The 21,547-nt window shown below is 69.1% G+C and carries 16 protein-coding genes; 11 read left to right on the top strand and 5 right to left on the bottom strand.

Annotation, left to right across the window (positions count from 1 at the left end; all coding sequences use genetic code 11):
• The 4 genes from OCGS_RS14345 (at position 1) to OCGS_RS14330 (ending at position 3,779) form a co-directional block, all read left to right on the top strand.
• The gene (locus OCGS_RS14345; RefSeq protein WP_007427977.1) at positions 1-882 is read left to right on the top strand and encodes a MaoC family dehydratase; all 882 of its coding nucleotides are present in this window, start codon (positions 1-3) and stop codon (positions 880-882) included.
• Positions 879-1,355, top strand: a complete 477-nt coding sequence (locus OCGS_RS14340) for a MarR family winged helix-turn-helix transcriptional regulator (protein ID WP_007427976.1) — start codon at positions 879-881, stop codon at positions 1,353-1,355. The genes OCGS_RS14345 and OCGS_RS14340 overlap by 4 nt, the downstream gene beginning before the upstream one ends.
• On the top strand, positions 1,352-2,437 hold the full coding sequence (locus OCGS_RS14335) for a CaiB/BaiF CoA transferase family protein (RefSeq protein ID WP_007427975.1): 1,086 nt from the start codon (positions 1,352-1,354) through the stop codon (positions 2,435-2,437). Before OCGS_RS14340 ends, OCGS_RS14335 begins: the two co-directional genes overlap by 4 nt.
• 73 nt (positions 2,438-2,510) lie before the next feature.
• Entirely contained in the window at positions 2,511-3,779 is a 1,269-nt protein-coding gene (locus OCGS_RS14330) for a catalase family protein (RefSeq protein ID WP_007427974.1), read from the top strand.
• A 22-nt stretch (positions 3,780-3,801) separates the two neighbouring features.
• On the opposite strand, the gene OCGS_RS14325 is transcribed toward OCGS_RS14330, so the two are convergent.
• Both OCGS_RS14325 and OCGS_RS14320 read right to left on the bottom strand, forming a co-directional pair.
• Positions 3,802-4,563: a hypothetical protein gene (locus tag OCGS_RS14325; RefSeq protein ID WP_007427973.1), complete on the bottom strand. Its 762-nt coding sequence runs from the start codon at positions 4,561-4,563 to the stop codon at positions 3,802-3,804.
• A 22-nt stretch (positions 4,564-4,585) separates the two neighbouring features.
• Entirely contained in the window at positions 4,586-5,698 is a 1,113-nt protein-coding gene (locus OCGS_RS14320) for an alkene reductase (RefSeq protein ID WP_007427972.1), read from the bottom strand.
• A gap of 201 nt (positions 5,699-5,899) precedes the next feature.
• Here OCGS_RS14320 and OCGS_RS14315 point away from each other — a divergent pair, with 201 nt between their 5' ends.
• Positions 5,900-7,117: an acyl-CoA dehydrogenase family protein gene (locus OCGS_RS14315; RefSeq protein ID WP_040611097.1), complete on the top strand. Its 1,218-nt coding sequence runs from the start codon at positions 5,900-5,902 to the stop codon at positions 7,115-7,117.
• The gene (locus OCGS_RS14310; protein ID WP_007427970.1) at positions 7,114-8,151 is read left to right on the top strand and encodes a phosphotransferase family protein; all 1,038 of its coding nucleotides are present in this window, start codon (positions 7,114-7,116) and stop codon (positions 8,149-8,151) included. Before OCGS_RS14315 ends, OCGS_RS14310 begins: the two co-directional genes overlap by 4 nt.
• Positions 8,152-8,155: 4 nt before the next feature.
• On the opposite strand, the gene OCGS_RS14305 is transcribed toward OCGS_RS14310, so the two are convergent.
• Together OCGS_RS14305 and OCGS_RS14300 are read right to left on the bottom strand one after the other, a co-directional pair.
• A complete protein-coding gene (locus tag OCGS_RS14305) occupies positions 8,156-10,678 on the bottom strand; it encodes an AMP-binding protein (RefSeq protein ID WP_007427969.1) in 2,523 nt (840 codons plus the stop codon).
• A gap of 96 nt (positions 10,679-10,774) precedes the next feature.
• Positions 10,775-11,593 (bottom strand): helix-turn-helix domain-containing protein, encoded by an 819-nt coding sequence (locus OCGS_RS14300; RefSeq protein ID WP_007427968.1) that lies wholly within the window; start codon positions 11,591-11,593, stop codon positions 10,775-10,777.
• Between the two features lie 125 nt (positions 11,594-11,718).
• Between OCGS_RS14300 and OCGS_RS14295 the strand changes: the two genes are divergently transcribed.
• The 5 genes from OCGS_RS14295 to OCGS_RS14275 all read left to right on the top strand — a co-directional run bounded on the left by OCGS_RS14295 (position 11,719) and on the right by OCGS_RS14275 (position 19,027).
• On the top strand, positions 11,719-13,581 hold the full coding sequence (locus tag OCGS_RS14295; protein WP_007427967.1) for a TRAP transporter permease: 1,863 nt from the start codon (positions 11,719-11,721) through the stop codon (positions 13,579-13,581).
• Between the two features lie 22 nt (positions 13,582-13,603).
• Positions 13,604-14,635, top strand: a complete 1,032-nt coding sequence (locus OCGS_RS14290) for a TAXI family TRAP transporter solute-binding subunit (RefSeq protein ID WP_007427966.1) — start codon at positions 13,604-13,606, stop codon at positions 14,633-14,635.
• Between the two features lie 56 nt (positions 14,636-14,691).
• Positions 14,692-16,335 carry an alkaline phosphatase family protein gene (locus OCGS_RS14285; protein WP_052026203.1) on the top strand — a complete coding sequence of 548 codons (1,644 nt, stop codon included), beginning with the start codon at positions 14,692-14,694 and terminating at the stop codon, positions 16,333-16,335.
• 4 nt (positions 16,336-16,339) lie between these two features.
• Positions 16,340-18,091: a SulP family inorganic anion transporter gene (locus OCGS_RS14280; RefSeq protein WP_007427964.1), complete on the top strand. Its 1,752-nt coding sequence runs from the start codon at positions 16,340-16,342 to the stop codon at positions 18,089-18,091.
• 72 nt (positions 18,092-18,163) lie between these two features.
• Positions 18,164-19,027 carry a universal stress protein gene (locus tag OCGS_RS14275; RefSeq protein ID WP_007427963.1) on the top strand — a complete coding sequence of 288 codons (864 nt, stop codon included), beginning with the start codon at positions 18,164-18,166 and terminating at the stop codon, positions 19,025-19,027.
• Positions 19,028-19,036: 9 nt separating this feature from the next.
• Here the strand turns inward: OCGS_RS14275 and OCGS_RS14270 are convergent, their stop codons facing one another.
• Positions 19,037-21,547, bottom strand: coding sequence for a cation:proton antiporter (locus tag OCGS_RS14270; RefSeq protein WP_007427962.1), 2,511 nt, complete (start codon positions 21,545-21,547; stop codon positions 19,037-19,039).

Below are 21,547 nucleotides of genomic sequence, written 5' to 3'. Positions count from 1 at the left end.
ATGGCCAGCGATTTCGAAAGCAGGCTGAAAGCCTATCCCTTCGCCGAGGTCGAGCAGGCCTGGACGGACCGGGACGCGATCCTCTACGCGCTGGGGCTGGGCTTCGGCCACGACCCGCTGGATGCCGCGCAACTGCCCTTCGTCTTCGAGGAAGCGCCGGGGTTCTCGGCGGTGCCGACGATGGCGGTGGTGCTGGCGGGGCCGGGGTTCTGGGCGCGCAACCCCGATACCGGCATCGACTGGCGCAAGGTGCTGCACGGCGAGCAGGGGATGGAGATCTTCCGCCCCCTGCCGACCTCGGGCCGTGTTCGCGCGACCAGCCGGGTGACGCGCGTTCTGGACAAGGGGGCGGGCAAGGGCGCGCTGATCTATGTCGAGCGCGACCTGATCGACGCGGCCACGGACGAACGGATCGCCACGCTGACCTCGACCACCTTCGCGCGCGGCAACGGGGGTTTCGGCGGCGAACCGGGGCCGCAGCCCGTGCCGCATCCCATCCCCGGACGCGCGCCCGACCTCGAGATCGACCTGCCGACGCTGCCGCAGGCGGCGCTGATCTATCGGCTGTCGGGCGACCGCAATCCGCTGCATGCGGATCCCGCCATCGCCCGGCAAGCGGGCTTTGCCGCGCCGATCCTGCACGGGCTGTGCACGCTGGGCGTGGCCGGTCACGCGATCCTGCGCGGCTGTTGCGGCTACGATGCCAGCCGCCTGCGCGCGCTGAAGCTGCGGTTTTCCAGCCCGGTCTATCCGGGCGAGACGATCCGCACGCAGATATGGGTCGATGGCGGCACCGTGTCGTTCCGCGCCCGCGCGGTTGACCGCGACGTGACCGTGCTGGACAATGGCCGCGCGGAAATTTTCGGAACGGCGACGACATGAACCGCGATCTCCATGCCCGCAGGTCGGCCTTCAACGACGTGTCGCGGATGCGCAGCATGCTGTTCGACCGCATGATCGCCCCGCACGGCATCACCATGTCGCAGGCCTGGCTGCTGACCCAGCTTTTCATCGAGGACGACCTGACGCAGTCGGAACTGGCGCAGCGGATGCATGTCGGCACCGTCGCCGTGGGCGGCACCCTCAACCGGCTGGAGGCGCAGGGCCTGGTCGAGCGGCGCACCGACAGCGTGGACAAGCGCGCCAAGCGCGTGCGGCTGACCCCCGCCGCCGTGCCGGTCGGCCGCGCGATGGCGCGCTGCGAGAGGGAGATCAACCGCATCACCTATGGCGATATCGACGAAGGCGAGCTTGACGCGATGTTCGCCACCTTGTTCCGCATCCGCGAAAACCTGCGCGCCGCCCTCGACGCGGGCGGGGCGGACCGCGCCGTTTCCGCCCCCGCCGCGTCATGAACGGCGACCGGGCGGGGCCGCTGGCCGGGCTGCGCATCGTCGAGTTCGCGGGTATCGGCCCCGGTCCCTTCGCCGCGATGATGCTGGCCGATATGGGCGCCGACATCGTTCGGATCGCGCGGCCGGGCGACGCGGCCGCGCCGGACGATCCGATCCTGCGCGGGCGGCGCGGCGTGGCGCTGGACCTCAAGTCGGCGCGGGGGCGCGACGCGGCGCTGCACCTGATCGGGCAGGCCGACGGCCTGATCGAGGGGTTCCGGCCCGGCGTGATGGAACGGCTGTCGCTGGGCCCCGAGGCATGCCATGCCGTCAATCCCCGGCTGGTCTATGGCCGGATGACGGGCTGGGGCCAGACCGGGCCGCTGGCCCGCGCGGCCGGCCACGACATCAACTATCTGGCGCTGTCGGGCGCGCTTTGGTCCACGGGCGAGGCGGGCCGCCCGCCCGTCGCGCCGCTGAACCTTCTGGGCGATTACGGCGCGGGGGCGATGCTTCTGGTCGCGGGGATGCTGGCCGCTTTGCTGGCGGCGGCGCGGACAGGGCAGGGCAACGTGATCGACGCGGCGATCTGCGACGGATCCGCGCTGTTGATGACGATGTTCTACGACAAGATCGCGCGCGGCGAATGGGAGGTCGCGCGCCAGTCCAACCGGCTGGACGGCGGCGCGCCGTTCTATGGCGTCTACGAATGCGCGGACGGCAGATGGATTTCGCTGGCCCCGCTGGAGCCGCAGTTTCATGCGCTGTTCCTGTCGCTGCTGGGGTTGCCGGACGAGGACGCGGCCGATCGCCACGACAAGGCGCGCTGGCCGGCGCGCCGGGCCGAGTTCGCGGCGATCTTCCGGCGCCGGACGCGGGACGAATGGTGCGCGCTGTTCGAGGGCACGGATGTGTGCTTTGCCCCCGTCCTCGACCCCGACGAGGCGCCCGGTCATCCCCATAACCGCGCGCGGGCGGTTTTCACGCACGATCCGGTCACGCCCGCGCCAGCGCCGCGCTTCGGATCGTCCCCCGCGCCGCGCCGCGCGCCGCTGCGCCCGGTCGCGTGGGACGACATCCGCGACTGGCCGCCGCCTGTCTGAAACGCGGAACCGGGGACCGTCGCCGCCGGTTTGCCCCGCGACCATGCCCCCAGATCAGGACAGGAAGCACGCCATGAAGGCCCCCATCGCCTATCGCCCGGACATCGAGCACCGCAAACCCGACGAGGACGAAACCATCGGCGGCCTTCGGGACGCGCTTGGCGAGATACTGGAAACGACGGCAGAGACGCACGATCATGCGATCCGGTCGGTCCATGCCAAGGCGCACGGCGTCCTTCAGGCGCGGCTGACCGTCCTGTCGGACCTGCCCGCCGAATACGCGCAGGGGCTGTTCGCCACGCCGGGCACGCATCAGGCGATCATGCGGTTTTCCACCAATCCGGGCGACATCCTGGACGATTTCATCGCGCTGCCGCGCGGTCTGGCCGTCAAGGTGCTGGATGTCGAGGGCGCGCGCCTTGCCGGTTCGGAAGGCGAAAGCGTGCAGGATTTCGTGATGATCAACGCGCCGGTCTTTTCCGCGCCCAGTGCCAAGGCCTTTCTGGCGAACCTGAAGCTGCTGGCCAAGACCACGGATCGCGCGCAATGGGCCAAGAAGGGGCTGTCGGCGGCGATGCGCGGCGCCGAGACGCTGCTGGAAACGGCGGGCGCGCAAAGCGCGACGCTGCAAGGCCTGGGCGGTGCCCCGCAGACGCATCCCCTGGGCGAAACCTATTACACCGCGACGCCGTACCGCTTCGGCAGGTTCGTCGCCAAGATCCGCGTCAAACCGGATTCGCCTTCGGTGGCGGCGCTGGCGGGCAGGACCGTTTCGGCGCTGGACCGGCCGGATGCGCTGCGCGAGGAGATCCTCGCCGTGGCGGGAAGCAACTGGATGGGGTGGCAGGTTCAGGTGCAGCTTTGCCGCGACCCCGACGCCATGCCGATCGAGGATCCGACCGTGGAATGGAGCGAGGATCTGTCGCCCTTCGTCACCGTCGCCCGGCTGGAGGCCGGTCCGCAGGTATCGTTCCATCCGCGGATCACCCAGGATTTCGACGACAGGTCGCGGTTCAGCCCGTGGACGGGGCTGAAGGCGCACGAACCCCTGGGCGAGATCAACCGCGCCCGGCGCGGCGTCTATGCCATGTCGGCCGAGTTCCGCGAGCGGTTCAACCGCTGCCCCATCCACCAGCCCCGGCGGCTGGAGGATCTGCCGTTTCCCGACAAGGGCGGCGTGCGGCCGACTCTGCCGCGGCGGACCATGCCGGACGGTCCCCATCGGGGGCGCGAGGGGATCATGGACATGCCGCCGGGCGCGATGCTGGCGCTTGGCCTGGGCGCGGCGGTCTTGGGGTTCGTCCTTTACGGGACGCTGTCGCGGCGCGGGGACCGGGGCTGAGGCGGCGGATCGCCGCGCGGCCTCAGCGGCGCGCGGCGGTCAGCCTGGGCCGCGCCTTCCGGGCCGCGGCCCGAAGCGCATCAGAAAAACCGCCCTCCTCGAACCGCGCGAGGGCGGAATGGGCGGCGCAAAGCGTGCGCGTCGCCGACCAGTCCGCCGCGATCCGTTCGGCCCAGTCGCAGAACCGCGCGCCGGCCTGCCGATCGTCGTCCAGCGCCTTTCGCACGGTGGGATGAAAGGCGATCCGCGGCACCGGCAGCACCTTCCGGACCGCCTCGGGCAACGGCAGGACGTTGATCGTATCATCCACGTGCAGCGTGCCGCTTGGCGGATGGAAGGCCAGAAGCGACCCCGCGTGCACCGCCTCGTCTTCGCTGATATAGGCGATGCCGTCGGGCAGCGAAAAGGCGAGCTGCGGAAACCGCGCCGCGACCGCGGGGCTTTCCACGGGGTCGGACGCCCAGGCGATCTGCGGCACCTCGCGCCAGTGGCGGGCCGAGCCGTAGAAGGTCGCGCCGGGAAAATCGGCGGCCATCCGCGCGCAGTGCAGGGTGTGGAAGGGGTGCAGGTTCAGCACCGCCTCGACCATGCGGCCACCATCGGTCAGCGCCATCACCCGGTCGCGTATGTCGCCCTTCAGCGTATAGCTGTCGAGGAAGACGAACCGCCCTTCGGCCAGCCGCACCAGCGAGCATTGCGTCCCGATATTGAGAACCTTGCCGATGCGCATGTCGCCCCGGATGTTCCAGAAATCGTCGCTCAGCCCGATGATCTTCTCGGCCATGGTCCTGTCTCCCCCGGGGGTGTTATCCGGCCTTGCGAACGTCGTCTTCGGTCAGGAACGGATAGTCGGTATAGCCCTTCTCGCCGCCGCCATAGAACGTGTCGCGGTCCTGTTCGTTCAGGGCCGCACCGATGCGGAAGCGTTCGGGCAGGTCGGGATTGGCAATGAAGGGGCGGCCGAAGGCGATGGCATCGGCGCGGCCTTCCCGAATGGCCTGCGCCGCCGCGCGCGCGTCATAGCCGCCATTGCCGAAATAGGTGCCCTCGAACCGCGACCGCAGGCGGCGCAGCATCGCACGGTCGTCCTGCGACGTGTCGTCCACGCCGGTGAACCCTTCCACGAAGTGCAGATAGGCCAGCCCGCGCGGCGACAGCATGTCGATGACGCCCGCGAACAGGGTTTCGGGGTCGCTGTCGGAAATGTCGTTGGCCTGGCCCAGCGGCGACAGGCGCACCCCCACCCGCGACGCGCCGAACACGTCCGTCACCCGGTCGAGCACCTGCGACAGAAGCCGCATGCGGTTTTCGACCGACCCGCCATAATCGTCGTCGCGCCTGTTGACGCCGTCCTGAAGGAACTGGTCCAGCAGATACCCGTTCGCGCCGTGCACCTCGACGCCGTCGAACCCGGCATCGCGCGCGAACCGGGCCGCCGTGGCATAATCGTCGATGGTCCGCGCGATCTGGTCGGCGGTCATCGCGACGGGATCCGAGCAATCCTCGAACCCGTTGGCGGTGAAGGTCTTGGAATCGGCCCTGACGGCGCTGGACGACAGCGGCTGCGCGCCGCCGGGTAGCAGCGACACGTGGCTGATCCGGCCCACATGCCACAATTGCAACGCGATCCGGCCGCCGGCGGCATGCACGGCGTCCACGATCCGCGCCCAGGCATCGGCCTGTTTCTGCGTGTGGATGCCGGGCGTGTCGATATAGCCCTTGCCCATCGGGCTGATCTGCGTCGCCTCGGTGATGATGAGGCCGGCGCTGGCCCGCTGGGCATAATACGTCGCGGCGATTTCCTTAGGCGTGCCGTCGGCATGGGCGCGGTTGCGCGTCAGGGGCGCCATGAGGACGCGGTTGGGAAGGGTCAGGTCGCCCGCTTTCAACGGGTCGAACAGGATCGAGGTATCGGTCATGCGGTCACTGTTCCTGTGAGGGATTTCGGGATGGCGCAGCAGCCTGTCGGGCGCTGCGGCTGCTTTACGAACGTGGGCGGGTCTGTCAGGTTCCGATTGCCGGGGCAATCGTCGCCCCGGTTCGCCCCCGGTCCGCCCCGGTCCACCGTGCCGGCTGCCGCCGCCTTGGCCGGGACGGTGCAGGATCCCGCAAGGAACGACATGGATTTCACCCTCTCCCCCCGCATCGAGGATTTCCGCCGCCGCATCGGCGATTTCGTGGAAAGCCGCATCCTGCCGCTGGAATCCGATCCCGCGGCCTATGACGCGCACGAGAATATCGCGCCGGGCCCCCTGGCCGCCCTGCGCGAAGACGCCAGGGCCGAGGGGCTTTGGTGTCTGCAACTGTCGCCCGAATTCGGCGGGCAGGGGCTGGGCCGGGTGGGCATGGCCGTCTGCTATGAGGAAATGAACAGGTCCATCTTCGGCCCCGCCGTCTTCAACGCCGCCGCCCCCGACGACGGCAACATGATGGTGGTCGAGGCCCTGGGCACGGACGCGCAGCGAGATTGGTTCCTGCGTCCGCTGGCCGACGGCCGGGTGAGGTCGGCCTTCGTCATGACCGAACCGCATCCCGGCGCGGGGTCCGATCCGGGCATGACCCGGACCACCGCCACCCGCGACGGGGACGATTACGTCATCCACGGCCGCAAGTGGTTCATCACCGGGGCCGAGGGCGCGGCGCATTTCATCCTGCTGGCGCGCACGTCCGACGACCCCAAGCGCGGGCTGACATGCTTCCTGTTCCATGGCGACCGGCCCGGATGGTCGATCCTGCGGCGCATCCCGATCATGGGCCCCGAGGAACATGGCGGCCATTGCGAGCTGGCCTTCGACGGGCTGCGGATCCCGGCGAGCGACGTGGTTCTGGCCGAGGGGCGGGGCATGAAGGTGGTGCAGACGCGGCTGGGAACGGCGCGGCTGACGCACTGCATGCGCTGGCTGGGGCTGGCCCGGCGCTGCATGCAGATCGCGGGCGACTATGCCGCGCAGCGCGAAGGCTTCGGCATCCGCCTGGCCGACCGCGAAAGCGTGCAGATCGTGATGGGCGGGCTGGCCGCCGATATCGAGATCGGGCGCCTTCTGGTGATGAAGGCCGCCTGGGCGCTGGACCAGGGGTCGTTCGCCCAGAAGGAGGTGTCGATGGCCAAGGTCCATGTCGCCAACCTGCTGCACCGGGCGGCGGATGCCGCGATCCAGATCAACGGGGCGCGCGGCTATTCCAAGGATACCGTCGCCGAGTGGATCTATCGCTATGCGCGCCAGGCCCGTCTGGTCGATGGCGCGGACGAGGTGCACAAGATGATCCTCAGCCGCAGTCTGCCCGCCGAGGGGCGCGATTTCTGGCGCTGGGACGTGGCGCGGGACGACAGGCCATGACGGATGCGGCGGAGCTGCCCGTCGATTTCGCGCCGGACCGGCTGGAGCGGTTCCTGAACGGCCGTTTCGGGCCGGGCGCGCTGGATCTGCAACGGATCGGCGGGGGGCAGTCCAACCCCACCTATTTCGTCACCCATGGCGGCCGGCGGATGGTGCTGCGCAAGCAGCCGCGAGGCCCGATCCTGCGCGGCGCCCATGCGATCGACCGCGAATACCGCGCGATGCGGGCCTTCGGCGCGACGGACGTGCCGGTGCCGGGGATGATCCTTTATCACGACGACGCCGATCCGCTGGGCACGCCCTTCTACCTGATGGAGCGGGTGGAGGGCCGGGTCTTCACGGATGCGCGGCTGCCGGACATGGCCCCGGCGGAACGGCGCGCGATCTATCTGTCGATGGCCGAAACGCTGGCGCGGCTGCACGGTCATGCGCCCGACAGGATCGGGCTGGGCGATTTCGGCCGTCCGGGCGACTATTTCGCGCGTCAGCTTCACCGCTGGACCGACCAGCTTGCCGGGTCGAGCTTCGCCGGCAACCCCGTCCTGAACGATCTGGCCGCCGAGATCGCCGCGCGAATGCCCGGCGACGATGGCCTCGTCGCCATCGCGCATGGCGATTTCCGTCTGGGCAACCTGCTTTATCATCCGACCGAGCCGCGCGTCGTGGCGGTGCTGGACTGGGAGCTTTCGACGGTCGGGCATCCGCTGGCCGATCTGGGGTTCGCCGCGATCCCGTGGCATTCGCAGCCCGATGAATTCGGCGGCATCCTGGGCCATGTCAGCCCCGGCATCCCGTCCGAGGCCGAGTTTTTCGCCGCCTATCGCGCGGTCCTGCCATCGGTGCCGGCGCCGTCGGCGTTTCACGTCGCCTTCGCGCTGTTCCGCTTTGCCGTGGTGTTCGTTGGCATCGCCGACCGGGCCGCCGCGGGCAGCGCCGCCGATCCGGGTGCCGCGCGTTACGCGCCCCTGGCCGAACGCTTTGCCATCCGCGCGCGCGAATTGCTGGCGGGCCGTCCGCACGAGGTGACGGGCTGAACGCCTACGCCTCGCGCCGGGGCGACGGCGCGCGGCCCAGCCGGCCCTTCGCCTGCCGCAGCGTCCGCCACGCGACGCGGTCCGCCATCAAATACAGCCGCCAGACGACCACCCCCATGACGATCCCCGCCGCCGTGCCGAAGGCGGGATGCGTCAGCCCCAGCTTTCCGACGATGCTGGCAAACTGGAAATGCGTCAGATAGATCGCCAGCGACGCGGACGCCACCGACCGGACGGGCATCGCGACCGCGCGCGGCACGCGGATGCCGGGCAGCCAGACGACCGCCAGGACTGCCGCCACGAAGAACACCGGCACGCTTGGCCCGAAGAAGGCGACGATCGCCGTCGCCGCGATCAGCGTCACCAGCGCCTTGCGAAGGGCCGTGTCGGCGTGATGCACGGCAAGTCCGACCAGGAAGATCCAGCCCAGAAGGAACGGCAGCCGCCGGTAAAGCGCGTTGAAATCCGCCAGCGATTCCATCGCCAGGCAGATGAGGATCGCCACCGCGGCAAAGATCGTGGCGGCCGCGAAGGCGCGGTCCCTGAACGCCGCGCGCAGATCGGGGATCAGCAGCAACGCGCCGATGGCGATCAGGCTTTGAAGATAGACCTCGACGAACCAGATCGCGCCGGGCGTGTCGGGGTCGATCCAGTTCGACACGAACAGCGCGGCCGACCATGCGCCGTATCCCGTCAGAAGCCAGTTCGCCACAATCACCAGCAGCGTGAACAGGCCGACGCGCGCGCCCAGAACGGCGACGGGGGCGATGCTGTCGGTCCGCAACACCGCCGGCAGCGTGAAGGCGCCGAAGACGCAGCCCGCGACCAGAAACAGCGAATACGCTCCGCCGCCGCCGTAGTTATAAAGGCCCAGATGGCCCGCGACGATGGCGACGATGGCCAGCGCGCGGGTCAGCGTGAGGATGTCCAGAAACACGCCCGCCCGCCGCGACGGCGCCAGCGTGTCGAACCGCGCCGCCGGCAGGGTTTCCCACCCTTCGGGCAGATCGCCGTAAAGCGCCTCGAGGTCGAGGGCGACCGACAGGTAGTTCAGGCTGTCGCCGCCCAGATCGACGAAGGTGGTCCGGGGGCCCATGGCGGCGTTGGGAAAATGGGTGCGAAAGACATCCTGCGCCGAAGCGGGCCGGGACGCGGCCGCGACCGGATCGGCCCCGCGCGCCGCGACGGCGATGTCGCGCAGGCCCCGACCGTCGATCTTGCCGTTCGCGTTGCGGGGCAGCGACGCGACGGGATGCACGTGAATCGCGCCGGCCGGAAGCGTCAGCCACGCGGCAAGGTCGGCGGCGATGGCGTCGCGCCGGTCGTCGTCCGCCTGGGCCACGACATGAATCTGTTCGTCGATGGCGATGGATGCGGCGTCGATGCCCTGGGCCTTCAGCCGGGCGTCGATCTCGTCCAGCGCGATGCGATAGCCGTAAAGCTTGACGAACCGGCTTTGCCGTCCGGTGATCGTGAAGAACCCCTGCGCGTCCCGCCGCGCCAGATCGCCGGTGCGCAGAATATCCGGCCCCTGACCCAGGGCCAGATCGGCGGGGGTGCGGGCATAGCCCATCATCACGTTGGGGCCTCGATAGACCAGTTCGCCCTCGGTCCCGTCGGGCAGGGGGCGCCCGGCCTCGTCGCGGATCGCCAGCGTGCCGCCGGGAATCGCCCGGCCGATGGCGGCGGGGTGGTCCGCCGCGGCTTCGGGCGGAAGATAGGCCATGCGCGGGGCGGCTTCGGTCTGGCCATACATCACCACGAAGCGCCACCCTTCGCGGGCGGACCGTTCGGCCCAGGCGCGCACGGTGTCGGGCGGCATGCGCCCGCCGGCCTGCGTCATCGTGCGAAGATGCGGCAGCGCGCCGGTGTCGATCCGCGCCTGTTCGATCAGGTCGAAGCTGTGGGGGACGCCCGCGAAACTGGTGCATCGGGCGGCGGCGAACGCGTCCCAGAATTTCGCAGACGAGACGGAGTGGGGGTTGAGGACGATCCGGGCACCCGCGCGCAGGTGCGAATTGACCACCGACATGCCATAGGAATACTGGAACGGCAGCGCCATGACGGCCCGGTCGTCGGGCGCGATGCCCAGATACTCGACGATGGCATCGGCGTTCGACAGGATGTTGCGGTGCGAAAGCCGCACGCTTTTGGCCGCCCCGGTCGAGCCGGATGTCGAGAGCAGCACGGCCAGATCGTCGTGCAGGTCGGGCGCCGCCGCCCCGGTGATGTCCAGGCGGTCGGTGTCGGGCGCATAGACGTAGCTGACGGGGAATGGCTGGCCGGACGGGTCTGCCGCGGCATCGGCAAGGATGACGGGGCACTTCGCGGACAGGGCGGCCATGTAGGCCACGTATTGCCGGTAGTGGCCGGTGCATTTCAGCAGCAGGATGCCGCGCCCGGCGCCGAGGCGCGCGGCGAAGCCATCCACATCGGCCAGGAAATCGGCATAGCTGACGCGCAGACCGTCCGGTCCCGAGAAGGCGATGCGATCCGAACGGGAAAGACCCCAAAGATGCTGCGTCATGGAAGTCCCCCGTCTGCCGCAGCCCGAACGCGTCCTGTCCGCGCGGCCGAGGCGCGCAAGGCTGTGGCCGGCTGGTAGGGCGTCGCGGCGCGAAGTTCAAGAACGCGGGCGGACGGGGCCGGGCGATGCCGCCGGATCGAGCGTCGCGTAGGCTGCGCCGATGGCTTTGGCGGCATCTTGCAGGCGCGCCAGATGGTCCCTTGCCACCGCCTCGACCGGGCGGTCCCCGGCGTTCCAGACAAGGTTGACGGCCCCGACCGGCACGCCGTCCGCCAGGATCGGAACCGCGATGGCCGACGGCAATTCGCCGTAATCCACTGCCCGGCCCCAATGGCCCGCCGCCCGCGCCGCATAGCCCAGGGCGGCAACGGTCCTGAGACGGTCGGCCAATTGCGGCAAGGCGGCAATATCCTCGCGCGCGGATCGTCTGACCATGTCCTGCACCGCCTCGGCCCGCGCGGCTTCCGAAAGCGCGGACAGATACGCCGCCCCCAGCGCCGACAGGACGGGCGAGGGGCGGAAGCCCACCGCGTCGGGATAGACGCCGTGCTTTCTGAAAACGCGGGTCGTATCGACGATCTCGGTCCGCCCGCGGCCGATGCCGGCGGCCAGATCGACGCCCAGCCCGGTCGTTTCGGACAGATGCACGATGGCCGTCTTGCCGGCGGCCACCAGCCTGTCGACCGCATCGGGCAGGCCGCCCGGCTGCGGAAACCCCGAGCCCAGCCGATAGCGGCCGTCATTGCTGCGGCGGATCAGCCAGCGGCGGCTTTCCAGCGTCGCGCAGATCCGCAGCAGCGTGGGCTTGGACAGCCCCGTCTGCCTGGCGAGGGAGGCAAGCGAACTGGCGCCCGAGACATGCACCGCTTCAAGCACCGTCAGCCCGCGTTCGATGGATCGGTTGGTCTTGGTCATCTCGCTCGTTCCACCCAGTGTAACACGAAATCGACGGAAAGGCAGACGTTGCGTAACGTCGCTGCATCGCATGTCGAATCGGGGGATCGATCCGGCCGCGCCAGTCGCACCTTGGGAGGGGAACCGTGACGGATAACGGAAAATCGGCCTATCTGGATCACGCGGTCAGCGCGCTGTCCTTCGTCATCATCGGGGTGGTGTTCTACGTCTCGGTCTTCGGCGTCTTCTCGGATTCCTACCTGCGGGTCGGGATGCTGCTGGCGGGCGGTCTGCTGATCGTCCTGGTCGGATTGCGGCAATCGGCCGGCGCGCTGGACCGCGCCCTGCTGATCGCCGCCGCGATTGCCCTGGGGCTGAGCGTCTATCAGTATTTCCGCGCCGCCGAGGAGATCGAGACCGGCCTTTATTTCCTGACATCCGTGGACATCTGGATGGGCCTTCTGGGCCTTGCCGCGGTGATCGAGCTGACGCGCCGGTCGGTCGGGCTGGTGATGGCGGCGGTCGCGGGCATCCTGCTGGCCTATGGCGCGTTCGGCAACATGGCGCCCGGATTCCTCAGGCATGCGGGGATTTCCACCGAAGAACTGATGACCGTCCTTTGGTATTCGTTCGACGGCGTGTTCGGGCGGCCGATGGCCACCGTCGTCTCGACCATCCTGATCTTCATCGTCTTCGGCGCGCTGCTGGAACTGCTGGCCATCGACCTGGTGCTGGTGCGGCTGGCGATGGCGGCGACGGGGCGGATGCGGTCGGGACCGGCGGCGGCCGCGACCGTGGCCAGCGGGCTCTTCGGAACGATTTCGGGAAGCGCGGTCGCCAATGTGGTGGGGACCGGGGTGATCACCATTCCGCTGATCAAGAAGCGCGGCTTTTCGCCCCGCTTCGCGGCGGCGGTCGAATCGGCGGCATCCAGCGGCGGGCAGATCACCCCGCCGATCATGGGGGCCGTCGCGTTCATCATGGCCGACGTCACCGGCGTGCCGTATCTGACCATCTGCGCCGCCGCCGCCGTGCCGGCGCTGCTCTATTACGGCGGCCTGTTCGTCGCCATTTCCAGTGCCGCGCGCAACATGGATCTGGCCGACGAACCCCGGCCCGACATTTCGTTCAACTGGCGCGAACTGGTGCAGATGGCGGTGTTCGTGCTGGCCCTGGCGGGGATCGTCGTCACGATGGTGGGCGGCGCGTCGCCCGCCTATGCGGGGTTCGTTGGCGTCGCGCTGGCGGCGGTGATGGGCTTTGCCATTCGGCCCGACCTGCTGACGGACGGCGCGGCCTGGGGGCGGTTCGTGCGCTCGGCCGGGCTGATCTCGGCGCAGCTTGTGGTCATCGTGGGCGCGGTGGGCATCGTGATCGGCGTGCTGAACCTGACCGGCGTGGGCCTGCGCTTTGCGTCGCTGCTGGCCAGCCTGGCCGAGGATCAGCTGATCGTGTCGCTGATCCTGATGGCCATCGCCTGCCTGTTGCTGGGCATGGGGATGCCGACGGTGCCGGCCTATCTGATCATCGTGCTGGTGATGGGGCCGTCGTTGCAGCGGCTCGGCGTGCCGATCGTGCATACGCACATGTTCGTGCTGTATTTCGGGGTGCTGTCGGCGGTGACGCCGCCCGTGGCGCTGGCCGCCTTCGCCGCCGCCCCGATCGCCGGCGCCAGCCCGATGGCCACCGCGATCGAGGCGTCGCGCCTGGCGCTGCCCGGCTTCGTGATCCCGTTCGCCTTCATCTATCAGCCGGCGCTGCTGCTGGGCACCGGGTTCGGGCTGGGGGATTCGGCGCAGGCGATCTTCTTCGTGCTTCTGGCCACGATCCTGATCTCGCGCGCCTGCTATCCGCGCCCCAACAAGGCGTATATGGTGCCGGTGGGACTGGCGCTGGCCGCGGGGCTGATCTTCTTCGGGCCGGTCGTGTCCTGGATCGCCGCCGCCGCCGCCGTCGGGGTGATGTATCTCGACCGGCTGGATCTGACCGTCACCAAGCCGATTTCGTGAATTGCAAAAAGGGAGGACAACCATGAACACGACCCGTCTCAACCGGCGCACCGTCCTTGCGGGCACGGCCGCCGCCGCGACGCTGACCATGCTGCCGCGCGCCGCGATGGCCAAGGAATTGCTGCGGATGTCCACGCTGGGGCCGGGCACCAGCCCGAACTTGGTGATGACGACCTTCGCCAACATCATCAACAGGCAGATGCCCGATTACGAGATCCAGCTCAACGCGACGGGGGCCGCCACCCGGCACGTCCTGGAAGTGGCGATGGGCAAGACGGCGTTCTGCATGTCCTCGCCGGCGCTGCATGCGCTGATGGCCAATCAGCGCGCGATGTTCGAAAAGATCGACCAGGCGCCCGCCCTGGCCGAAAAGCTGCGCGCGGTGCTGAACTTTCCGATGGGCGTCTATCACGTCGCCGTCTACGAATCCTCGGGCATCACGTCGATGGAGGGGGCGAAGGGCAAGCGGGTGTTCCTCGGCCCGCCGGGCAGCGCGGCCTATACGACGATGGAAAGCCTGTTCGAGGCGGTCGCCGGGCTGAAGGCGGATGTCGATTACGAGGCGGTGAAGCTGGGCTGGGACGCCGCTGCCGCGTCGTTCCAGGACGGCAACCTCGAAGTCTATTGCAACCCGACCAACGCGCCCAGCCCGGTGCTGACCCAGATCGCCGTGACCAATCCGATCCGGTTCCTGGGCATTCCCGCCGACCGGCTGGAATCCGAGGAGATCAAGGCGCTGGCCAACCGCCCCGGCTTCGGTCTGGGCACGCTTCCGGTCGGGATCTACGGCGACAACCAGGCCAATACCGAAGACACCACGACGCTGCGCGTGACCGTCGGCATCGTCACCAACGAGGCCGCCGACGAGGAGATGATCTATCAGATGACCAAGACCTTCTTCGACGGCGTGGCCGACATGCGCGACAGCGCGCCCTGGCTTCAATCCATCACCCCCGAAGCGGCGGTCGAGGATCTGAACATGCCGCTGCATCCCGGATCGCTGCGTGCGTTGCAGGAAATGGGTGTGACGATACCGGATGTCGCCCGCGCGTGACCGAAACGGGCCGGGGCGCCGCCGCCCCGGCCACGACCCCCAGACAAAGCCGGACCATGACCAGGAACGTCCTTTTCATCATGTGCGACCAGTTGCGGTGGGATTACCTGTCCTGCACCGGCCATCCGCATCTGCACACGCCCAACATCGACAGGCTGGCGCAGCGCGGCGTCCTGTTCGACCGCGCCTATGTCCAGTCGCCGATCTGCGGGCCGTCGCGGATGTCCTTCTATACCGGACGCTACGTCAGTTCGCACGGCTCGACCTGGAATGGCATCCCGCTGAAGGTGGGCGAGATGACGCTGGGCGACCATCTGCGTCCCCTCGGCGTGCGTGCCGCGCTTTGCGGCAAGACCCACATGACCGCGGATGTCGAGGGGATGCGCCGCCTCGGCCTGGCCCCGGACAGCGAGATCGGCGCGCTGGTGTCCGAATGCGGGTTCGAACCCTACGAGCGCGAGGACGGGCTGCACCCCGACGGCCCGCGCTATCCGCGCAACGACGCCTATGACGCCTATATGAAGCGACGCGGCTGGCCGGACGAGAATCCCTGGCAGAGCGTCGCCAACAGTGCCGAGGAGGAGGACGGCACCATCCTCAGCGGGTGGTTCATGGACAATGCCGACAAGCCCGCCCGCGCCGCCGACGAGGAAAGCGAGACGCCCTATATCACCGGCCGCGCGATGGATTTCATCCGCGAGGCGGGCGATGCGCCGTGGTGCCTGCATCTGAGCTATATCAAGCCGCACTGGCCCTATATCGTGCCCGCCCCCTATCACGACATGTATGGCCCCGAAACGCATCTGCCGCCCGTCCGCAGCGAGGCCGAGCGCGCCGATCCCCACCCGGTCTATGGCGCCTTCATGGAAGAACGCGTCAGCCGCGCCTTCTGCGACGACGGCACGCGGACGCGGGTGCTGACGGCCTATATGGGGCTGATCAAGCAGATCGACGACCAGATGGGTCGGCTGATGGCGTTTCTGGACGAACGGGGTCTGACGGACGAGACGATGATCGTCTTCACCTCGGATCACGGCGATTACCTTGGCGATCACTGGATGGGCGAGAAGGAGCTGTTTCACGACGCGTCCGCCCGCATCCCGCTGATCGTCGTCGATCCGCGGCCCGAGGCCGACGCGATGCGCGGCCTGAAATCCGATGCTCTGGTTGAGGCCATCGACGTGGTGCCGACGATCCTCGACTTCTTCGGCGGCGAGGCCGTTCCGCATATCGTCGAGGGCAGATCGCTGCTGCCGATCCTGCACAAGCGGGCGGACAGCGTGCGCGACATCGCCGTGTCCGAATACGATTATTCGATGCGCGACGTGCGGCGGCGTCTGGGTGTCGCGGTCAAGGATGCCCGGCTGACGATGCTGTTCGACGGGCGCTGGAAATACATCTTCGCCGAAGGGTTCCGGCCGATGCTGTTCGATCTGGAAACCGACCCGGACGAGCTGACCGATCTCGGGGCCGATCCCGCCTGCGCCGACCGGATCGCCCGGTTCGAGCGGCGGTTCTTCGACTGGACGCGCCGCATTTCGCAGCGAACGACCCGGTCCGACGCATGGATTGCCGCGCGCGACACGGTTCTGGGCGAGGCCAAGGCAGGCATCCTGATCGGCTATCGCAACGAGGACGAGTTGCGCGACGCCCTGTCGGGGACCGAACACCGCGGGAAGAAGACCGGCAAGGTCCGCTGACCCGATGGGCCAGGCGAACGAGATCCTCGGGCGGCTGTCGCCGATCCGGCCGTGGTTCCGCGACCGGACGGCCGCATCGCTGAAGGCCGACGCGCTGGCCGGGCTGACCAACGCGACCATCGTGCTGCCGCAGGGGGTGGCCTTTGCGATCATCGCCGGGCTGCCGCCGGAATACGGGCTGTTCACGGCGATCGTCGTCACCGTCGTCGCGGCGCTATGGGGATCGTCGCGGGTCATGGTGTCGGGGCCGACGACGGCGATCTCGGCGGTGCTGTTCGCGTCGCTCAGCGGTCTGGCCTTGCCGGGCAGCGAAACCTATATCGCGCTGGCGCTGGCGCTGACGTTCCTGGTGGGGATCCTGCAACTGGCGGCCGGTCTGGCGGGGCTGGGCGGTCTGATCACGTTCATCTCGCATTCCGTGATCGTCGGGTTCACCGCCGCCGCCGCCGTCCTGATCGCCGTGTCGCAGCTGGGTCCGGCGCTGGGTCTTGCGGGCGGGACGGGCGGAGTGCTGCACCGGCTGGGCGGCATCGGCGCGCAGATCGGCGGCGTGAACGGCAACGCGGTCGCCGTCGCCGTCGTGACGCTGGCCAGCCTGATCGTCTCGGCCCGGATCAGCCGCCGTCTGCCCGGCTATATCATCGCCCTGGTGGCCGGGTCGCTGGCCGCCGTCGCACTGGGGGGCGAGGCGACGGGCGTGGCGACGTTCGCGCCGCTTGATGCGGTTCTGCCAGCCTTCGGCGTCCCCGACCTGCAACCGGCCACCGTCGGCGCGCTGTTGCCCGCCGCTGTCGCGGTGGCCTGCGTCGGTCTGCTCGAGGCGATCTCGATCGGGAAATCCTTCGCCATCCGGCGCGGCGAACCCTACGATTCCAATCAGGAGATGGTGGGGCAGGGCCTGTCGAACCTCACCGGCAGCTTCTTTCAGTGCTATGCCGGGTCGGGGTCGTTCACGCGGTCGGGCCTGAACGCGGAAAGCGGCGCGACCTCGCCGCTGTCGGCGATCTTCGCGGCGGGGTTCCTGGCGGTCCTGCTGGTGCTGCTGGCGCCCTTCGTGCGCTTCGTGCCGATGCCCGCGATGGCGGCGATCATCCTCTATGTGGCGTGGAAGCTGATCAACCTCACCGAGATCCGGCACATCGTCGCCACCAGCCGGTCCGAGACGCTGATCCTCGGCGCGACGTTCCTGACGGGCATCCTGTCGGAGCTGGATTTCGCCATCCTTGTCGGCGTCGTCGCGTCCCTGTCGGTTTTCCTGAACAAAAGCGCGCATCCCCTTGTCGCGGTGGGCGCCCCGACGGAAATGAACGGCCGCCGGGTGTTCATGAACGCCCGGACGTTCGACCTGCCCCAGTGCCCGCAGATCCGGTTCGTGCGGATCGAGGGGCCGCTGTTCTTCGCGTCCGTCGAGCATGTGGAGCGGGAATTCCGGCGGATGGAGCAGGAGGACGGCTTCAAGACCTGCATCCTGAACCTCAAGGGGGTCGGCAAGATCGACCTTGCCGGGGCCGACTTCATCCTTTCGGAAGCGCGGCGCGCACGGACGCGGGGCAACGACCTGCATCTGATCGTGGCCAATCCGGGGGTTCTGAAGGTGCTGGACCGCCTGCATTGTCTGGACGTGCTGGGCGCGCAGAACGTCCATCCGCACAAGTCCGGGGCGATCCGCGCCGCGGTGGCGCGGGCCTCCGATCCGATCTGCGCGGGCTGCGACATCCGCTGCTTCACCGAATGCAGCGCCAAGCCCGGCGCCTGACGCATAGCGCGGCGATGGACTTCGCGGCGGCATGCGCGATGATGCCTCGACGCCGGACGGGGGAACGCCGCCATGAAGACCATCCTTGTCGCGACCGACTTTTCCGAACGGTCCGACCGTGCGCTGCGGCGCGCCAAGCTGCTGGCGCGGCGCACTGGCGCGCGGCTGTCGCTGCTGCATGTCGTCGATGACGACCAGCCGCAAAGCATCGTCGATGTCGAGCGGGACGAGGCGACGCGGCTGCTGGACCGGACGGCGCAGACCCTGCGCGACATCGACGGGCTGGCCTGCGACACGCGGGTGGCGGCATCGGTGCCCTTCGCCGGGATCGCCCGCGTCGTGCGCGAGGTGGCGGCGGATCTGCTGGTCATCGGCCCCCATCGCCGTCAGGTGCTGAAGGACGTGTTCGTCGGCACCACCGCCGAACGGACGATCCGGTCGGTCGAATGCCCGGTGCTGATGGCCAATGCGCCGCCTGTAGGGCCATACCGGCACGTCATGCAGACAACCGATATGTCGGATCTGTCGGCCGATGCGCTGCGCCGGCTCGCGGCACTGGACCTGGCCGAGGATGGCGCAAGCACGCTGCTGCACGTTTTCGATGCGCCCGCGCTCAAGCTGGTGATGGCGTCGGCGCTGCCCGAACAGAGCCGCGACCACCAGCTCGACCTGGAGCGGGACAAGGCCAACCGGGCGCTGGCCGGGTTCGTGGAACAGGCCGGGCTGGACGGGGTTCTGCCGCTGGTCCGCTATGGGCCGTTCGCGGCCGCGCAGGAAATCCTGGGGGCGGCGCGGGCGGACCGGGCCGACCTGATCGTGCTGGCGACCCACGGGCGCACCGGGTTGAAACGGCTGCTGCTGGGCAGCGTCACCGAACGGGTGTTGCGGGGGGCCGCCGTCGATGTCCTGGCCATCCCGCCGAAGGCCGTCGCCTGACCGCCCCCGTCAGCCCCCCGGCCGGTCCGCGCCCAGATCGGCGGGGTCGATGCCGCGGCGCTCGGCGCTTGCTCGGACGGCGTCGCGCACCGTTTCGCTTCGCGCCAGCAGCGACCGGAAGCGGTCCTCGTCCAGTTCCAGGATGATCGACGGCGCGATCGCGCGCACCTCGATCCGGCGGGGGCGTTTCATCAGCACGGCCATCTGACCGAACATCTCGCCCCGGCCCAGACGCCAGGACTGGCCCGCACTTTGCAACTCGACCGCGCCCGAGGCGATGAAAAACACGCTTCGAGCGGCGTCGTCCCTGTGCAGCAGGACCGCCCCCGCATCGAGATAGCGCGTGCGCAGCGCCCGCCCGAGCGCCCGGAGCGCCGTGTCGTCCAGATCGGAAAACAGCGGAAACTGGCGCACCAGATCCGTCCGTTGCAGCGCCATGTCGAGACGCGGCCGCGCTTCGGCCCGCGCGCGGCGCGCGGCCAGATCCTGCATCAGTGCGGTAAAGGCCTCGGCGCCGATCAGGCCGTCGTCGCGCATGGCGGCGTATTCGCGTTCTTCCAGCCGCAGGGCGGTGCGACGGATGAAGCGGCGTTCCAGCTTTTCGGCATAGCCCGGATATTGTAGGCGCAGCCCCTCCAGCGCGGTTTCGACGCCCTCGATCCGCCGCGCGACCAGTTCGTGCAGCAGATCGGCTACCCGCCGCCCGTGGATGCGGCGGATGCGGCCGTCGATGAAGGCGTCGAGATCGCGCAGGATCAGGCGCTGCGACAGCAGCAATTCGAACCGGTCGGCGGTCATCCGCATCAGCGGGCCGGACAGGTTCAGCCGGTTGCGCAGCGTCACCGCCGCCCGGAACGCGCGGCCGTATCCCACCGCGCGCCGCGCCGCGCGTTGATAGCCCGCGCGCCCGCCGGACCGGGCGGCCTCGATCAGGCGGTCGGCGTTCGACAGGATCTCGACCGCCATGCGCGCGGAAATCGTCCGCTCGCGGGTGCGGGCGAGGATCGTCTCGCGCTCGAACCCCGCAAGCGCGATCAGGCCCAGCGTGATGCGGTCGCGGTCGAGGATGTTCTCGCTGGCTTCGGCCGCCTCGACCGCGTCCTTCAGACGCTCGCCGAAACGCTTGGCTTCGGACCGCACGATGTCGTGGGTCAACGCGTAGGCTTCGGTCGTGTGCGCCACTTCCTCGCGCACGGTCTGAAGCGACACGGCGACGACCTGCCGCGACACGGCCTCGTCGATGGGCGACAGACGGTCCAGCCCCAGCCAGCCGATCACCGGGCGCAGCGTCACCCCCTGCACCAGCAGCGTGAACAGCGTGAAGCCGGTGGCCAGGATGCCGACCAGGCGCCGCACCTCGGCGGGGACGGCGGCGCTTTCGGTCACGGCCAGCGCCAGCGCCAGCGTCACCGCGCCGCGCAGGCCGCCCCACAGGATCGCGGCGCGATATTGCCGGTCCACGACCGGCGAAAGGCGCAGCCGCGTCAGCAGCGGCAGCAACCCCCAGAGGATCGCCGCGCGCGCCGCGATGGCCGCCGCGACGATGACCGCGACCAGCGCGAAATCGGTGGCGCGGATGTCCTCCAGCAGGCGCGGGATCAGCAGGGCGGCAAGAATGAAGATCAGCGCGCCCGCCCAATGCGCCAGCAGATCCCACACCTCGCGCAGGTTGGTCCAGGCTTGCGGGGGCAGGCGGCCCGGCCCGGTCAGGTTCAGCGTCAGCCCCGACACCACCACGGCGATCACGCCCGACGCGCCGACAAGCTGTTCGGCGGCGATATAGACCAGATAGGGCAGCGCGACCGAGACCGAGATCAGCGCCAGATCGTGCCGGCCGAACAGCGCCATCACCCAGACGGCAAGCCGCGCCGAAAGCCAGCCCATCGCCGCGCCGCCGAAGATCAGGAACGGAAACCGGGCCAGCGCCTCGCCCAGTTGCGGGGCGGGCATCCCGATGGCGACGAAGCCCATGAACACCCCGAAAAGCGCGATGGCCGCGGCGTCGTTCAGCAGGCTTTCGCCCTCGATGATGCGCGCCAGCCTGCGCGGCGCCGAGATGGACCGGAAGATCGACACGACCGCCGAAGGATCGGTCGTGGACACGATCGACCCGACCAGCAGGCAGACGGCCAGCGGCAGCGCGCCCGCCCAGGACAGCGCATAGCCGATGCTGAATGTGGCCGCGACCACCGCGACCACCGCCAGCACCAGGATCGGCACCCAGTCGTCCAGCATCCGCCGCAGGTTCATTTCCAGCGTGACCTGAAACAGCAGCGTCGGCAGAAAGACGTAGAGGAACACGTCCGACCGGATCGGCAGGGCCAGGATCACCTCGGCCACGGGGTTCAGCGCGTCGGTCAGATCGGTGCGCAAGAAGAAGATCGCCCCCGATCCGATCAGCAGCCCCACCACCGCAAGGATCACCGTGAAGGGCAGGCGCAATCGCGCGGCCAGCGGTTCGGCCGCGCCGATGACGAGGAACAGCGCGGCGATGACCGCGGTGACAAGGACGATGCTCAT

It is taken from the genome of Oceaniovalibus guishaninsula JLT2003 (genome assembly GCF_000299575.1).
GTDB lineage: Bacteria > Pseudomonadota > Alphaproteobacteria > Rhodobacterales > Rhodobacteraceae > Palleronia > Palleronia guishaninsula.
This window is presented reverse-complemented; position numbering and strand designations above follow the sequence as displayed.

Coding starts and splice junctions, on each gene's coding strand:
- OCGS_RS14275 (WP_007427963.1), top strand. CDS start 18,164: ATGAAGACCATCCTTGTCGCGACCGACTTTTCCGAACGGTCCGACCGT.
- OCGS_RS14305 (WP_007427969.1), bottom strand. CDS start 10,678: ATGACGCAGCATCTTTGGGGTCTTTCCCGTTCGGATCGCATCGCCTTC.
- OCGS_RS14335 (WP_007427975.1), top strand. CDS start 1,352: ATGAACGGCGACCGGGCGGGGCCGCTGGCCGGGCTGCGCATCGTCGAG.
- OCGS_RS14310 (WP_007427970.1), top strand. CDS start 7,114: ATGACGGATGCGGCGGAGCTGCCCGTCGATTTCGCGCCGGACCGGCTG.
- OCGS_RS14340 (WP_007427976.1), top strand. CDS start 879: ATGAACCGCGATCTCCATGCCCGCAGGTCGGCCTTCAACGACGTGTCG.
- OCGS_RS14330 (WP_007427974.1), top strand. CDS start 2,511: ATGAAGGCCCCCATCGCCTATCGCCCGGACATCGAGCACCGCAAACCC.
- OCGS_RS14300 (WP_007427968.1), bottom strand. CDS start 11,593: ATGACCAAGACCAACCGATCCATCGAACGCGGGCTGACGGTGCTTGAA.
- OCGS_RS14325 (WP_007427973.1), bottom strand. CDS start 4,563: ATGGCCGAGAAGATCATCGGGCTGAGCGACGATTTCTGGAACATCCGG.
- OCGS_RS14285 (WP_052026203.1), top strand. CDS start 14,692: ATGACCAGGAACGTCCTTTTCATCATGTGCGACCAGTTGCGGTGGGAT.
- OCGS_RS14315 (WP_040611097.1), top strand. CDS start 5,900: ATGGATTTCACCCTCTCCCCCCGCATCGAGGATTTCCGCCGCCGCATC.
- OCGS_RS14280 (WP_007427964.1), top strand. CDS start 16,340: ATGGGCCAGGCGAACGAGATCCTCGGGCGGCTGTCGCCGATCCGGCCG.
- OCGS_RS14345 (WP_007427977.1), top strand. CDS start 1: ATGGCCAGCGATTTCGAAAGCAGGCTGAAAGCCTATCCCTTCGCCGAG.
- OCGS_RS14290 (WP_007427966.1), top strand. CDS start 13,604: ATGAACACGACCCGTCTCAACCGGCGCACCGTCCTTGCGGGCACGGCC.
- OCGS_RS14270 (WP_007427962.1), bottom strand. CDS start 21,547: ATGAGCATCGTCCTTGTCACCGCGGTCATCGCCGCGCTGTTCCTCGTC.
- OCGS_RS14320 (WP_007427972.1), bottom strand. CDS start 5,698: ATGACCGATACCTCGATCCTGTTCGACCCGTTGAAAGCGGGCGACCTG.